Here is a 13,415-nt window from a genome sequence, read left to right on the forward strand (position 1 = left end):
GATCAAGGCAGACGTCGTCGTCGTGGGCGCCGGGCCCGCCGGTTCCTCGGCGGCGGCGTGGGCGGCGCGCGCCGGCCGCGATGTGCTGGTCATCGACTCCGCGCAGTTTCCCAGGGACAAGGCCTGCGGCGACGGGCTGACCCCGCGGGCGGTCTCGGAGCTGCAACGCCTCGGCCTCGGCGACTGGCTGACCGGCCGGATCAGCCATCACGGCTTGCGGATGTCCGGGTTCGGCGCCGACGTGGAGATCCCCTGGCCCGGCCCCTCGTTCCCGCCGACCAGTAGCGCCGTCCCCCGCACCGAGCTCGACGACCGGATCCGCATGGTCGCCGCCGACGAAGGCGCGAAGATGATGCTCGGCACCAAAGTGGTTGACGGGCGTCACGACTCGTCCGGGCGGGTCTCGGAGTTGATCCTCGACGACGGCTCCACGGTCGGCGTGGGCGAACTGATCGTGGCCGACGGCGCGCGTTCCACACTGGGACGCGCGCTCGGGCGCAGCTGGCACCAGGAGACGGTGTACGGCGTGGCGGTGCGCGGCTACATCGCGAGCCCGCGCGCCAACGAGCCCTGGATCACCTCGCACCTCGAATTGCGTTCCCCGGAGGGCAAAGTGCTGCCCGGCTACGGCTGGATCTTCCCGTTGGGCAACGGCGAGGTGAACATCGGCGTCGGCGCACTGGCCACCGCGAAACGACCGTCGGACGCCGCACTACGGCCGCTGATGTCCTACTACTGCGATCTGCGCCGCGAGGAGTGGGGTTTCGAGGGCGGACCGCGAGCCGGGTTGTCCGCACTGCTGCCGATGGGTGGGGCGGTGTCGGGGGTGGCCGGACCGAACTGGATGTTGATCGGCGACGCCGCGGCGTGTGTGAACCCGCTCAACGGCGAGGGGATCGACTACGGCCTGGAGACCGGCCGCCTGGCCGCGCAACTACTGGGATCCGGCGACCTGAGGGCGGCGTGGCCGGCGGTGCTCACCGAGCACTACGCGCGCGGCTTCTCCGCGGCGCGACGACTGGCGCTGCTGCTGACATTGCCGCGGTTCCTGCCCGCGGTGGGCCCGGTGGCGATGCGCTCGCACTTCCTGATGAACGTGGCGGTGCGGATGATGGGCAACCTGGTCACCGACGAGGACGAGGACTGGATCGCCCGGGTGTGGCGCTCGGCCGGCCTGGCCTCGCGCAGGTTCGACGAACGCAAACCGTTCTGCTGATCCGCGCCTAGCGGTACTCGCACAGATAGGCCGTCTCGACCTCGACCCGTACCTTGAACGAGCTGTCGGCGGGAACAGTGAATTGTGTTCCCGCGGAATAGGTTTGCCAGTCATCCGCACCGGGCAACTGCACGGTCAGCGCACCGGACACCACGGTCATGATCTCCAGCTGCGAGGTGCCGAACTCATACTCCCCGACCGCCATGACGCCCACGGTCGCGGGTCCGTCGGCCGGGGCGAAGGCGATCGACGCGACGGCACCGTCGAAGTACTCATTGACTTTGAACATGCGCGAAGACTAGCGAGTGCCTGCCCGCGGATCGCGATGAGCCCGCCCAATCGGGATGGCCGGGGTCAGACCACGTACTTGTGCACGCCGAGCATCGCGTTCTCATCGGCGGGTTCGCGGGTGCAGTCCCGCAGTGCCGATGACGCGGCGTCGACATCGATGCCGGTGCCGATCAGGACCAGTGTGGTGCCCCGCCCGGCCGCACCCCGCTTCTCGAAGCGCAGCGAGCTGCCCACCAGCTGAACGGAATAGCGGCCGCCGGCACCGAAATCCACGAAACCCTTTGCGCGATAGAGCCCCGCGGGCCGGTCGTGCAGGAACGCCAGGAAGCGGCGCGGGTTCACCGGCTCGTCGGCGCTGAACTCCACACTCTGATACTCGGGGTGGTCGTGGTGATGATCGTCGTCCAAGAGCAGCTCATCCAGTGACAGCTGCGCCGGACGCTCCCTTCGCTGCACGGGGGGGTCGATCAGCAGGGCGGGGTCCACCCGGGCGAAATCCGTGTACACCATGGGAACTCGGGGGTTCTCGGCGCGTACCGCGGCCGCCACCGCGTCGGCGTCACCATCGGAGGCCTTGTTGAGCACCACCAGGTCGGCCACCCGCACCCCGTGGCCCAGCTCGGCCGGCTGGGCGGTATCGACCACCAGCACCAGCCCGGCGTAGTGGAACCGGTCATCGCCCGCGCTGGCGATGGTGCGCGCCAGCACCGGCGGCTCGGCGATACCGCTGGCCTCCACCACGATCAGGTCCAGTGCGGGCCGGACCGCGGCGAGCCGGCCCAGCATCTCGGCGGCTTCGGATGCGTCGACCGCGCAGCAGATGCACCCGTTGGACAGCGAGGCCATCGCGTCGACCTGCCCCGCCACGAACATCGCATCGATGTTCACCGCGCCGAAATCGTTGACCAGCGCCCCGATCCGCACGCCGCGGCTGTTCCGCAGCAGGTGGTTGAGCAACGTCGTCTTGCCGGCCCCGAGGAAACCGGCAAGCGCCAGGACCGGAACGCTCACTACGACGCGTGCGGTTTGACCGCGGCGTGCAGCGCGACGATCCCACCCGTCAGGTTGCGCCACCGCACCGACTCCCAGCCGGCCTCGCGGATCCGGTCGGCGAGCTGCGGCTGCGTCGGCCAGGCCCGGATCGACTCCGCCAGATACACATAGGCGTCCGGATTACTCGACACCGTGCGCGCCATCATGGGCAGCGCCTGCATCAGGTACTCCTTGTAGACGGTGGCGAACAGAGCGTTGGTCGGCGTGGAGAACTCACACACCACCAGCCGCCCGCCCGGGCGCGTCACCCGGGCCATCTCCCGCAGCCCCGCCACATGGTCGACCACATTGCGCAGCCCGAAACTGATGGTCACCGCGTCGAACGAATCGTCGGCGAAGGGCAGCTTCGTCGCGTCGGCGCCCACCCTGGGGACGTTGCGGGAGGCACCGGCGGCCAACATGCCGACCGAGAAGTCCGCGGCGACGCACCACGCCCCCGAGGTCGCCAGTTCGACCGTCGACACCGCGGTACCGGCCGCCAGGTCCAGCACCGCGTCCCCGGGACCGATGCCCAGCGCCGAGCGGGTCTCGCGCCGCCAGAATCTGTCCTGCCCCAGCGACATCACCGTGTTGGTGATGTCGTAGCGGCGGGCCACGCCGTCGAACATCGACGCGACCTCGTGCGGGTCCTTCTCCAGCGATGCCCTACTCACCGAATTAAAACTACCTGTGAGTCCCGAGGTTCCGGGAATGGGGATTGCGTGATGTCGTTGGTAACGCAGGGACACGAGCCGACAAAGAGGAGAGCGACATGGCGCAGAAGGTCTGGTTCATCACCGGCACATCACGCGGCTTCGGCCGGGAGTGGGCGATCGCCGCCCTGCAGCGCGGCGACAAGGTGGCCGCCACCGCCCGCGACACCGCATCCCTGGACGACCTGGTGACCACCTACGGCGAGGCGATCCTGCCGCTGCAGCTCGACGTCACCGACCGGGACGCCGACTTCGCCGCCGTGCGCCAAGCCCACGAGCATTTCGGGCGGCTCGACGTCGTGGTCAACAACGCCGGGTACGGACAGTTCGGGTTCATCGAGGAACTTTCCGAGGCCGAGGCGCGCGACCAGATCGAGACGAATGTGTTCGGCGCGCTGTGGGTGACCCAGGCCGCGCTGCCCTACCTGCGGGCCCAGCGCAGCGGGCACATCATCCAGGTGTCCTCCATCGGGGGGATCACCGCGTTCCAGAACGTCGGCATTTACCACGCCTCCAAGTGGGCGCTGGAGGGCTTCTCGCAGTCGTTGGCCCAGGAGATCGCCGGATTCGGCATCCACGTCACGCTGATCGAGCCGGGCGGGTTCGACACCGACTGGGCCGGGTCCTCGGCCCGGCACGCGACACCCCTGCCGGAGTACGCCGACGCCCACGCCCAGGCCCAGGCGGCCAGGGCCAAGCGCACCGCGAAATCGGGCGACCCGCAGGCCTCGGCGGCCGCGGTGCTCAAGATCGTCGACGCCGAGCAGCCCCCGCTGCGGGTGTTCTTCGGGGAGATCCCGCTGCAGCTGGCCGAGGCCGATTACGCGCAGCGACTGGCGACCTGGCGGGAATGGCAGCCGGTGTCGATCGAGGCTCAGGGCTGATTCCCGCCGCCTCCCGCCGCGAGCAGACACAAAGGGCCGCCATATTGCCCTTTTTGGCGACCCTTTGTGTCTGCTCGCCGGAGATGGGTCAGGGGTTGCGCACGGCCAGGTAGTGCTCGGAGACGGGCACCCCGTCGGTGTAGCGCTCCACGGCCTGTTCGATCAGCAGGTCCTGGCCGGTGAGCCGGGTGTGGTGCTGGTGCATGTGCTCACCCCAGGACCGCACCACGAACGTCTCGACGTACGTCGATTCGCGTTCCACGCTGCGGAACAGCCGCCACTGCGACGCCCCGGTGCGTTGCCGGGACCGGCCCAGGACGTCCATCGCGGCGAGGAAGTCCCGCTCGTCCTCGGGCGCCACCCGGTAGGAGGTGAGCACCAGCACCGGTCCGTCCAGCGGAGCCGGATCGAAGACCACGTTCGGCTCGGGCCAGTGCGAGGACGGGGTGAGGTCGAGATCGCCGGTCCTGGCGTGCAACGGCCACCACAGCGAGGACAGTCCGCACACCACCAGAAACCCGGCGCTGATCAGCAGGCTGGTCACACTGCTGGTGGCGGCGGCCACCAGCCCCCACACCAGCGAACCCACCGCCTGCCCGCCCATGAACACCAGCTGATACACCGACAGGCCGCGGGCACGCACCCAGGCCGGCAGGCTCAGCTGCATCGACGCGTTGAGCGTCGACAGCGACAGCAGCCAGGACGCGCCGCCGACCAGCAGTGCCAGCAGCACCGCGACGAAGTTGGGCACCAACGCCAGCACCGCGGTGGTCAGCGCGAAACCCACGGCCGCGGTGGTCAGCAGCGCGTTCTGGCCGAACCGGGTCCGCAGCCGCGACAACAGGAAAGCGCCGAGCACCGCGCCGGCACCGAGTGCACCCAGCAGCAGCCCGTAGCCCGATGACGACAGGCCGAGCCGGTTACTCGCGATCACCGGCAGCAGCCCCCACAACGCGCTGGCCGGCGCCACGAACAGCGCCGCCCGCAGCAGGATCCGCCGCACGATCGGTGAGCTGCGGATGAAGCGCCCGCCCGCGCTCAGGGCGGCCAGGGCGCGCTCGGGCGGTTCGCTGCGTTCCACCGTGGCGGGACGCCAGACGAAGAGCACGATCACGATCCCGGCGAAGGACACGGCGTTGAGCGCGAAGACCAGGGTCGGCCCGGACAGCGACACCAGCACCCCGGCGACGGCGGGCCCGATCGCCCTGGCCAGGTTGATGCTCATGCTGCCCAGCGCCGCCGCGGCCGGGATCTGCTGGGCGGGAACGAGATCGGGCTGGATGGCCTGCCAGGCCGGCGCCACCAGCGCCTGCCCACACCCGATCATGAACAACAAGGTCAGCAGCACCGCCGGAGTCGTCAGCCCGGCGCCGGTGAGCGCGGCGAGCAGACCCACACCCGCGGCCATCGCGCCCTGGGTGGCAATCAGCAGCCGACGCCGGTCGATGAGGTCGGCCAGCGCGCCGGACGGCAGCGCCAGCAGCATCACCGGCAGTGTGGTCGCGGTCTGCACCAGGGGCACCAGCACCGCGGCACGCGGGTCGGCCACGAGCATCCACTGCGCGCCGACGGTCTGCATCCAGGTGCCGAGGTTGGACACCAGCTGCGCGATCCACAGCGCGCGGTAGACCGGGGATCGCAGCGGCGCCCACGTGGAGGTGGACGGTGCCGATCCCATCGTTGCCCCCCACCGTCTTTTTCGACCACTCTAGAGGGGCGGTCGGGCAGATTCGCTAGGCGGCCTTGCGGTGTCGCTGACCGATCACCGACTCGTAGTGTCCGAGCAGCTCGTCGCATACCGCCGGCCAGGTGCGGGCGAGCACGCTGCGCCGGGCGGCGGCCGAGTACCGGGCCCGCTCGGCGACCAGGTGATCGACGGCACCACAGAGCCGGGTCTCGAATTCACCGACACCCAACAGCAGACCGGTGTGCATCGGGGTGACCAGGTCGCGCGGCCCGCCGGCGTCGGGGGCGATCACCGGCAGGCCGGAGGCCATCGCCTCCTGCACGGCCTGGCAGAACGTCTCGTGTTCGCCGGGGTGCACGAAGACATCCATGCTGGCATATGCCGCGGCCAGTGCCGCGCCGCGCAGCTCCCCGGTGAAAACCGCTGCCGGCATCAACGATTCGAGTTTGCCCCGGTCGACCCCGTCGCCGACGATGACGACCTGCAGGTCGTCGCGGGCGGCCACGGTGGCCAGCCGCTCCACGTGCTTCTCCGGCGCAAGCCTGCCGACGAAACCGACCACCGGCTTCCCGGCCGGCGACCACGCCGCCCGCAGCGACTCGTCGCGCGCCGACGGCACGAAGCCGGTGATGTCGACACCGCGCCCCCACTTGTGCAGTCGCGGAATACCATGGGCAGCAAGATTTTCCATCGCCGAGGTGGACGGCGCCAGGGTACGGTCGGCCTTGCTGTGCAGCCGGCGAGTCCAGGCCCAAGACGCCCGCGACAACACGCCCACACCGTAACTCTCGGCGAACCCCGCGACATCGGTCTGAAACACCGCCACCGCGGGCACGCCGAGGTGACGGGCGGCGTGCACGCCACCCCAGCCCAGCAGCGCCGGCGAGGCCAGATGCACCACGTCGGGGTCGAAACCACGTAGCACGCCCACGATCCGAGGTAGGGGCACACCGAGCGGCAGCGAGGTCACCTTCGGGAACATGTGGGCGGGCACCCGGTGCACGCGCACACCGTCGTGCACGCGGTCCGCGGGCGGCTGGCCGCGCGGCGTGTCCGGCGCGATGACCAGAACTTCGTGGCCGGTGCGCCGGAGATGCTCGATCACCCGAAGCACCGAATTGGTCACGCCGTTGACGTTCGGGAGGAAGGACTCGGCAACGATTGCAACGCGCACAGGTGGACTGTCGCACCGCCGGTTAACAGCACGGTTGCGTGCGGGCATATGGCATGCGAACACCACGACAGCGGTACGGTGGCGTCGTGCATCGAATGTTGGCCTTGCTCACCGGTTTGACGCTGCTGACCGCGGTGGGCTGCACACGCCAGATCGAAGGTAGCGCCCAGTCCGATCCCAACAAGCCGTTGACGCAGGTGAGTGAGGACGGCTTCGGCATCCGAGCCGGATTCGACGACGCACCCGTGCAGATCGAGATCTTCGCCGAACCGCAATGCACGCACTGCGCGGACCTGCAGCACGACTTCGGGGAATCGATCCGGGGCCATCTCGCCGGCGGTCGGCTTGCCGTCACCTACCGGCCGATGACGTTCCTGGAGATGTCGGGCTCGCACTACTCCGAGCGGGTCAGCAACGCACTGTTCGTGGCGGCGCAGGACGGCCGCACCCCGGCGGTGGCGTTCCAGAAATTCGTCGAGGAACTCTGGGCCGACCAGGACCCCTCCGGCAAGGGCCCGACCGACGACGAGCTGGCCGACAAGGCCCGCACCGCCGGGATACCCGATGAGTTGGTGCAACGCATCGCCGACGGGGAGGCCGCGGTGGACGCCGTGGAGATGGATGAGACCAACTACGACTACCTGTACCTGGTCGACTCGGTCAACACCGGCACACCGACGGTGTTCGACCTGGTGAACGACGAAAAGGTCGACATCTACGACAAGGACTGGCTCGACAAACTGGTCGCGTCGTCCTGATCCTGGCCGTCGCCCTCCTCGATCCGCCGGGCGATCACCGCCACCACCAGCAGCGCCGTCCCGGCGATCAGCCAGCCCAGCACCGCGATCGATCCGGCCGGGATGATGGACAGCGCCGCGTTACGGTGCTGCACGCGCACCAGGTCGGGATCCGAGCGGTCGTACTCGACATAGATCCGCATCCCGGTGTCGAGTTCGGAGGGATAGAGCACACCCAGCTCCGGCCGGTAAGTGACCCGGTCGGGGGTGACGAACTCGATGGTCGAGCGCCGCGGGCCGGCGTCGAGCACCTCGGCGGCCGCCACACCCATATCGGCCTCGATCCGGCGGTCGTTCTCCCACGCGCCCAGCACCAGCAGCACCGACTGGAACGTCACCAGAGCTGCGCCCAGGATGATGCCGACCCGCACCCGCCGGATGACCCGCTGGGAGCGGGTTTCGGTGCCGTCCCCGAACATTCGCGGAACCCGGTGCCACCACCGGCTTTTCAGCGTGGCCAGCAGCTGCACTAGAGCGCCGCCCGGATGGACGCGTGCAGCGCGCGCAGCGAGGACCGATCGGCCTTGACTTCAAGCACCCGCATCCCGTCGAACGGTTCACCAAGGGCATCGGCCAAGCCGTCCACCTCGACCTGCCTGCTGTCCACGTGATAGGCCCGGCACAGCGCCGCGATATCCACATCGTGCGGGGTGCCGAAGATCCGCGAGGACACATCGGCGAACCGCGGGTCACCCTGCTCCAACAGCTCGAAGATGCCGCCGCCGTTGTCGTTGGACACCACGATGGTGAGGTTGCGCGGGCGCGGCTCGGTGGGGCCGATCAGCAGCCCCGAGCTGTCGTGCACGAAGGTCAGGTCCCCGATCAGCGCCACGGTGCGGCCACCGTCGGCACGTTCGTGGGCCAGCGCGGCACCGATCGCCGTCGACACCGTGCCGTCGATACCGGCGACCCCGCGGTTGGACCGCACCTTGACCCCCGGCGCGTTGAGGCCGACCAGGGCGATATCGCGCACCGGGTTGGAGGCGCCGAGCACCAGCTGGTCACCGTCGCGCAACCCGGCGGCCACCGCCGCCGCCACGTGCAGGCCGGTGGTGTGCGGATGCTGGTCGAGCTGGGTGCGCACGGCGGAGCGCGTCCGTTCGTTGAGTTCGGCACAGCGCCGCAGCCAGGCCGGGTCCGGCGTGCCGGAGACCACCGCACGGGTACCGGTGGCCTGCGAGTTACCGGACACATCGGGCCAGCGCGGCCCGGTGGTCAGCGCGAAGACCGGCACGGCCGGGTCGGCGAGCAGCGTGGAGACCGTGCGATGCAGGGTCGGGCGACCCGCCATGATGACCTGCTTCGGGTGCAGCAGCGGCAGCGCGAGCGGGTGCAGCGGGTTCACCGCCGCCGGTGCCGTCGGCTCGGAGACGGTGGGCAACCCGGCCAGGTTGGGATGCGGGCCGGCACCGTGACCGGCGATGACGACGGTGTCCGGGGTGAGGTCGATGTCCAGCGGCTGGTCGAAGCTGACCGGCGGGGTGTAGGTCCAGGACCGACCGTCGGGCCGGCCATCCGGCGTCTCGCCGTCGCTGTCGGCATCCGGGACCAGCGGCTCGCGCAGCGGGATGTCGAACTGCACCGGACCTGCATTCGCACTGCGAGATCCGGTGGCCGCCACCAATACCCGGCAGGTCGCCGATCGCCACTGCGCGTTGGCCGCGGCAAGATCGCGGTCCTCGGCCAGGCCCAGGCTGATACTGGCCCGCACCTGCCCGCCGAAGTAGCCGAGCTGCTCCATGGTCTGGTTGGCCCCGGTGCCCAGCAACTCATACGGTCGGTTCGCGCTCAGCACGATCAGCGGCACCCGCGCATAGTTGGCCTCGACCACGGCCGGACCCAGGTTGGCCACCGCGGTGCCGGAGGTCATCGCGATCGGCACGGGCGCCTGACCGGAAACCGCCAGTCCGATGGCCAGAAAGCCGGCGGTGCGCTCGTCGATACGCACGTGCAGGCGGATGCGTCCGGCCCGGTCCGCGTCGTGCAGGGCGAAGGCCAGCGGGGCATTGCGCGAGCCGGGGCACAACACCACGTCGCGGACCCCGCCGCGGATCAGTTCGTCGACGACGACGCGGGCCTGGGTCGTCGAGGGGTTCACCCGGACAGCCTAAAGCTTGGCTTCGGCGAAGAATTCCAGCATCGCCTCGTTGACCGCGTCGGGGTGCTCGATGAAGCCCAGGTGACCGGCGTCCGGGATCTCCAGGTAGCGCCCGCCCGGGATGGCCTCGGCCACCTCGCGGCTCAGGTGCGGGGCCATCAGCACGTCATCGCCGAAACCGATCACCAGCACCGGGACCTTGATGTGCGCATAAGCGGGCAGCCGGTTGCCTTCCGGGGCGACCGCGAGCTGGCTGCGCAGGCCGGGGGTGTATTTGGTGGGCCACATGGTGAACATCTCCCCCCAGTCCCGCACGGCCCGGTCGTCGTTCAGCGTCTTCGGTGAAAAGTTTTCCAGCAGACGGATTTTCGCGTCATAACTGGGCGGCAGCGTGATACCGGCATCGTGGAATTCACGTTCGGCCTTGTTGAAGAAGTCCCGCGCGCCGTCGTGCCGGCCCCGGGTAGCCATCAGTACCGCCTGGCTGACCAGTTCCGGGCGGGACACCATGAGTTCCTGGGCGATGAACGACCCCATCGACACCCCGACCACCCGGACCGGCCCGCCGACCACCTTTTCGATCAGGGACGCGGTGTCGGACACCACCTGCTCGGTGGTGAAGCCGCTGGCATTCTCGGTGGCGCCGACACCGCGATTGTCGAAGGTGATCACGCGGTAGCCGGCCCGCTGGAAGGCCGGCACCTGATGCAGGTGCCAGGTGCGGCCCGCGCCCCCGCGGCCGGCGATGAAGAGCACCGGTTCGCCGGTGCCGCCCTTGTCGACGTAAGCCAGATTCACCCGCTCGAGCCTACGTGCGGGCCCGCACCTTGCGGATCGCCTGGTCCCAGAGCAGCTGGGTGGTGGCCTTGAGCTGGGCGGGCTTGAGCAACTCCTTCGACATCAGTGCGGTCGCACTCGCCTTTGTCGCGGCCGACGCCTTCGACAGGTGGCCGGAGTCGAACGGCGGCTGCGGGTCGTACTCCATCGACAGCTGGATGGCCTTGGCCTTGGCCTCGCCGCCGATCTGGCCGGCCAGCCACAGCCCCAGGTCGATGCCCGCCGAGACGCCGGCGCAGGTCACGATGCGCTCATCGGCACGCACGATGCGCTCATCACCGACCGGCTGCGCACCGAAAGCGCGCAGGGCCTGCACGGCGGCCCAGTGCGAAGTGGCGCGTTTGCCCTCGAGCAGACCGGCAGCCGCCAGCAGCACCGAGCCCGAGCACACCGAGGCGGTCCAGGTGGTCGTCTCGTGGGTGCGGCGCAGCCAGTCGAGGAGTCGTTCGTCACGGGCATGCTCCATCGTCGAAAATCCGCCCGGCACCAGCACGATGTCCGGTGCCGGCGTCTCGTCGAATGAGTGCGTGGCGCCGATGACCAGCACACCCGAGTCTGCGGCAATCGGGCCCGGCTGATGCCACACGAAGCGCACCTCGGCGTCGGGCAGCCAACGCAGCACCTCGTAGGGACCGATGAAGTCCAGGGCGGTGAATCCGGGGTACAGCACGACGGCGATCTGCATGGTGTCTCCTTCAGGCGAACGTTCTGCGGTAGTGGTCCGGCGATACGCCGACGCGGCGAACAAAGTTGCGCCGCATGGTCTCTGCGGAGCCGAATCCGCACCGGGCGGCGATCACCGTGACGGTGTCGTCGGTCTCCTCCAGCTGACGGCGGGCGGCCTCGGTGCGGACCCGTTCGACATAACTGCCGGGCGCCTCGCCCACCTCGTGGGTGAACACCCTGGTGAAGTGCCGCGGGCTCATCGCCGCGCGACGCGCCAGGGCACCGATGCTGTGAGCGCCACCGGGCTCGGTCTCGATGAACTCCTGCACCTCCCGGATGGGTGCGCGTTTGGCGCGCGGAGCCCACACCGGGGCGGCGAACTGGGTCTGGCCGCCCGGGCGACGCAGATAGAGCACCAGCCAACGGGCCACCGTCTGCGCGAGTTCGGTGCCGTGATCGTCTTCGACCAGGCTCAGCGCCAGGTCGATACCCGCGGTGACCCCGGCCGCCGTCCACACGGTGTCCGAGCTGCGCACGAAGATCGGATCGGGATCGACTGTCACGTCCGGGAATTCGGCGGCCAGCCGGTCGGCGAAGGCCCAGTGGGTGGTGGCCCGGCAGCCGTCGAGCAGACCGGCCTCGGCCACCAGGAAGGCGCCGGTGCAGACGCTGACCACCCGCCGGGCGGTCGCCGCCGCACGCCGGATCCAGTCCAGCACATCGGCATCGCGGCGCAGCTCGTCGATCCCGGCGCCGCCGGGCACCAGGACGGTGTCCACCGGACCGCGCGGCAACGGCTGCGCGACGATCTGCAGACCGTTCCAGGTGCTGGCCGGGCCGCCGTCCGGGGACGCGATGCTGATCTCGTAGCCGTCGTGGTGGCTGCCCTGGCTTGCCAGGATCAGGGTGGCCGTGCTGAACACCTCGAACGGGCCCACCAGATCGAGCGCTTGCACACCCGGGTAGCCCAGCAACGTCACCGACCGCTTCACGTCTCCCATGGTGATCGCGATTCTCGATGGCGTCTACGCCGGGTATCCCACAGATCAGGACAGCCCGGCCGAGCGCCTCACCGGCACACCAACGGATAGCAGGCGCGAATCCGGTCGATCCACCATTGCCGCCGCGCCGCCGGCGCGGCCAGCGCGGCCAACCGGGCCGGGTCCGGGATCACCGGCCCCACCGGCAGAACGCCACCCACCGGGACAACCGGCGCCACCACGTCCTCGACGAACAGCCCGCCGGTACCCAGCCCGCAGGCGTAGGGCAACTCCGGCAGGCAGCCCGCGGCCAGCAGCCCGCGGGACATGCCGACGGCACTGTCCAACGCGCTCGACACCACCACCGGGATGCCGATCGCGGCGGCGATGCCCAGCAGCGGGTGCACCCCGCCCAGCGGCGCCACCTTCACCACGGCGATATCGGCGGCCCCCAGCGCGACCACCCGAAATGGATCCGCCGCCTTGCGAATCGATTCGTCGGCCGCGATCGGCACATCGATCCGGCGCCGTAGCGCCGCGAGTTCTTCGACTGTGGCACAGGGCTGTTCGATGTACTCCAGCTCCCCCAGCGCCTCGGCCGCGGCCACCGCTTCGGGCACGCTCCAGCCGCCGTTGGCGTCGACGCGCACCTTGGGCAGCACGGCGCGCACCGCCTCGACCCGCGCGACATCATCGGCCAGCGTCTGGCCGGGCTCGGCGACCTTCACCTTCGCGGTCTGCGCCCCCGGAAACCGCGCCAGCACCTCGGGCACCCGCTCCGGTGCGACGGCGGGAACGGTCGCGTTGACCGGGATGACATCGCGCAGCGGGTCGGGCGGCCGCCGGTAGGCGGCCTCGATGGCCGAGGCCAGCCAGTGTGCCGCTTCGGGCGGCTCGTACTCACCGAAGGCACCGAACTCCCCCCAGCCGGCCGGCCCGTCGAAGAGCGCCACCTCCCGCACCGTGATGCCGCGGAACCGCACCCGCATCGGCAGCGCGACGACGTGCAGGCGATCCAGCAGGTCGGCGCAGGGCGGACA

The 13,415-nt window shown here is 70.0% G+C and carries 14 protein-coding genes; 3 read left to right on the top strand and 11 right to left on the bottom strand.

The annotated features are described in order from the left end of the window. Window position 1: 1 nt before the first annotated feature. Entirely contained in the window at window positions 2–1,216 is a 1,215-nt protein-coding gene (menJ, locus tag A7U43_RS26025; RefSeq protein ID WP_068003806.1) for a menaquinone reductase, read from the top strand. 7 nt (window positions 1,217–1,223) lie between these two features. On the opposite strand, the gene ppnP is transcribed toward menJ, so the two are convergent. From ppnP to A7U43_RS26040, 3 genes are all read right to left on the bottom strand, one after another. After that, on the bottom strand, window positions 1,224–1,505 hold the full coding sequence (gene ppnP / locus A7U43_RS26030) for a pyrimidine/purine nucleoside phosphorylase (RefSeq protein ID WP_068000806.1): 282 nt from the start codon (window positions 1,503–1,505) through the stop codon (window positions 1,224–1,226). Between the two features lie 65 nt (window positions 1,506–1,570). Beyond that, the gene (locus A7U43_RS26035; protein ID WP_068000809.1) at window positions 1,571–2,518 is read right to left on the bottom strand and encodes a CobW family GTP-binding protein; all 948 of its coding nucleotides are present in this window, start codon (window positions 2,516–2,518) and stop codon (window positions 1,571–1,573) included. Continuing rightward, the gene (locus tag A7U43_RS26040) at window positions 2,518–3,213 is read right to left on the bottom strand and encodes a demethylmenaquinone methyltransferase (protein WP_068000811.1); all 696 of its coding nucleotides are present in this window, start codon (window positions 3,211–3,213) and stop codon (window positions 2,518–2,520) included. Before A7U43_RS26040 ends, A7U43_RS26035 begins: the two co-directional genes overlap by 1 nt. A 98-nt stretch (window positions 3,214–3,311) precedes the next feature. On the opposite strand from A7U43_RS26040, the gene A7U43_RS26045 reads away from it, so the two are divergent. Continuing rightward, entirely contained in the window at window positions 3,312–4,136 is an 825-nt protein-coding gene (locus tag A7U43_RS26045) for an SDR family oxidoreductase (protein ID WP_068000814.1), read from the top strand. 88 nt (window positions 4,137–4,224) lie between these two features. Here the strand turns inward: A7U43_RS26045 and A7U43_RS26050 are convergent, their stop codons facing one another. After that, entirely contained in the window at window positions 4,225–5,814 is a 1,590-nt protein-coding gene (locus tag A7U43_RS26050) for an MFS transporter (protein WP_068000817.1), read from the bottom strand. A 55-nt stretch (window positions 5,815–5,869) separates the two neighbouring features. Beyond that, window positions 5,870–6,997 (bottom strand): glycosyltransferase family 4 protein, encoded by a 1,128-nt coding sequence (locus A7U43_RS26055; protein ID WP_068000821.1) that lies wholly within the window; start codon window positions 6,995–6,997, stop codon window positions 5,870–5,872. 95 nt (window positions 6,998–7,092) lie between these two features. On the opposite strand from A7U43_RS26055, the gene A7U43_RS26060 reads away from it, so the two are divergent. After that, window positions 7,093–7,755 (top strand): DsbA family protein, encoded by a 663-nt coding sequence (locus A7U43_RS26060; protein WP_068000824.1) that lies wholly within the window; start codon window positions 7,093–7,095, stop codon window positions 7,753–7,755. Here A7U43_RS26060 and A7U43_RS26065 read toward each other — a convergent pair. The 6 genes from A7U43_RS26065 to A7U43_RS26090 all read right to left on the bottom strand — a co-directional run bounded on the left by A7U43_RS26065 (window position 7,713) and on the right by A7U43_RS26090 (window position 13,364). Further along, window positions 7,713–8,213 carry a DUF3592 domain-containing protein gene (locus A7U43_RS26065; protein WP_068003810.1) on the bottom strand — a complete coding sequence of 167 codons (501 nt, stop codon included), beginning with the start codon at window positions 8,211–8,213 and terminating at the stop codon, window positions 7,713–7,715. The two genes, A7U43_RS26060 and A7U43_RS26065, sit on opposite strands and share 43 nt — an antisense overlap. Window positions 8,214–8,263: 50 nt before the next feature. Next, window positions 8,264–9,892 carry a 2-succinyl-5-enolpyruvyl-6-hydroxy-3-cyclohexene-1-carboxylic-acid synthase gene (menD, locus tag A7U43_RS26070; protein ID WP_068000827.1) on the bottom strand — a complete coding sequence of 543 codons (1,629 nt, stop codon included), beginning with the start codon at window positions 9,890–9,892 and terminating at the stop codon, window positions 8,264–8,266. Between the two features lie 9 nt (window positions 9,893–9,901). Next, a complete protein-coding gene (locus A7U43_RS26075) occupies window positions 9,902–10,690 on the bottom strand; it encodes an alpha/beta fold hydrolase (RefSeq protein ID WP_068000830.1) in 789 nt (262 codons plus the stop codon). Between the two features lie 10 nt (window positions 10,691–10,700). Beyond that, a complete protein-coding gene (locus A7U43_RS26080; protein WP_068000833.1) occupies window positions 10,701–11,414 on the bottom strand; it encodes a DJ-1/PfpI family protein in 714 nt (237 codons plus the stop codon). 10 nt (window positions 11,415–11,424) lie between these two features. Further along, window positions 11,425–12,387, bottom strand: coding sequence for a GlxA family transcriptional regulator (locus tag A7U43_RS26085; protein WP_197500099.1), 963 nt, complete (start codon window positions 12,385–12,387; stop codon window positions 11,425–11,427). 77 nt (window positions 12,388–12,464) lie between these two features. Continuing rightward, window positions 12,465–13,364: an o-succinylbenzoate synthase gene (locus A7U43_RS26090; protein ID WP_068000836.1), complete on the bottom strand. Its 900-nt coding sequence runs from the start codon at window positions 13,362–13,364 to the stop codon at window positions 12,465–12,467. Between the last annotated feature and the right edge of the window lie 51 nt (window positions 13,365–13,415).

It is taken from the genome of Mycobacterium adipatum (genome assembly GCF_001644575.1).
Taxonomy (GTDB): Bacteria; Actinomycetota; Actinomycetes; order Mycobacteriales; family Mycobacteriaceae; genus Mycobacterium; species Mycobacterium adipatum.

Excerpts from the sequence above, each read along its gene's own strand:
- A7U43_RS26065 (WP_068003810.1), bottom strand. The coding sequence starts at position 8,213 with ATGTTCGGGGACGGCACCGAAACCCGCTCCCAGCGGGTCATCCGGCGG.
- A7U43_RS26060 (WP_068000824.1), top strand. The coding sequence starts at position 7,093 with ATGTTGGCCTTGCTCACCGGTTTGACGCTGCTGACCGCGGTGGGCTGC.
- A7U43_RS26050 (WP_068000817.1), bottom strand. The coding sequence starts at position 5,814 with ATGGGATCGGCACCGTCCACCTCCACGTGGGCGCCGCTGCGATCCCCG.
- ppnP (WP_068000806.1), bottom strand. The coding sequence starts at position 1,505 with ATGTTCAAAGTCAATGAGTACTTCGACGGTGCCGTCGCGTCGATCGCC.
- A7U43_RS26045 (WP_068000814.1), top strand. The coding sequence starts at position 3,312 with ATGGCGCAGAAGGTCTGGTTCATCACCGGCACATCACGCGGCTTCGGC.
- A7U43_RS26090 (WP_068000836.1), bottom strand. The coding sequence starts at position 13,364 with ATGCGGGTGCGGTTCCGCGGCATCACGGTGCGGGAGGTGGCGCTCTTC.
- A7U43_RS26080 (WP_068000833.1), bottom strand. The coding sequence starts at position 11,414 with ATGCAGATCGCCGTCGTGCTGTACCCCGGATTCACCGCCCTGGACTTC.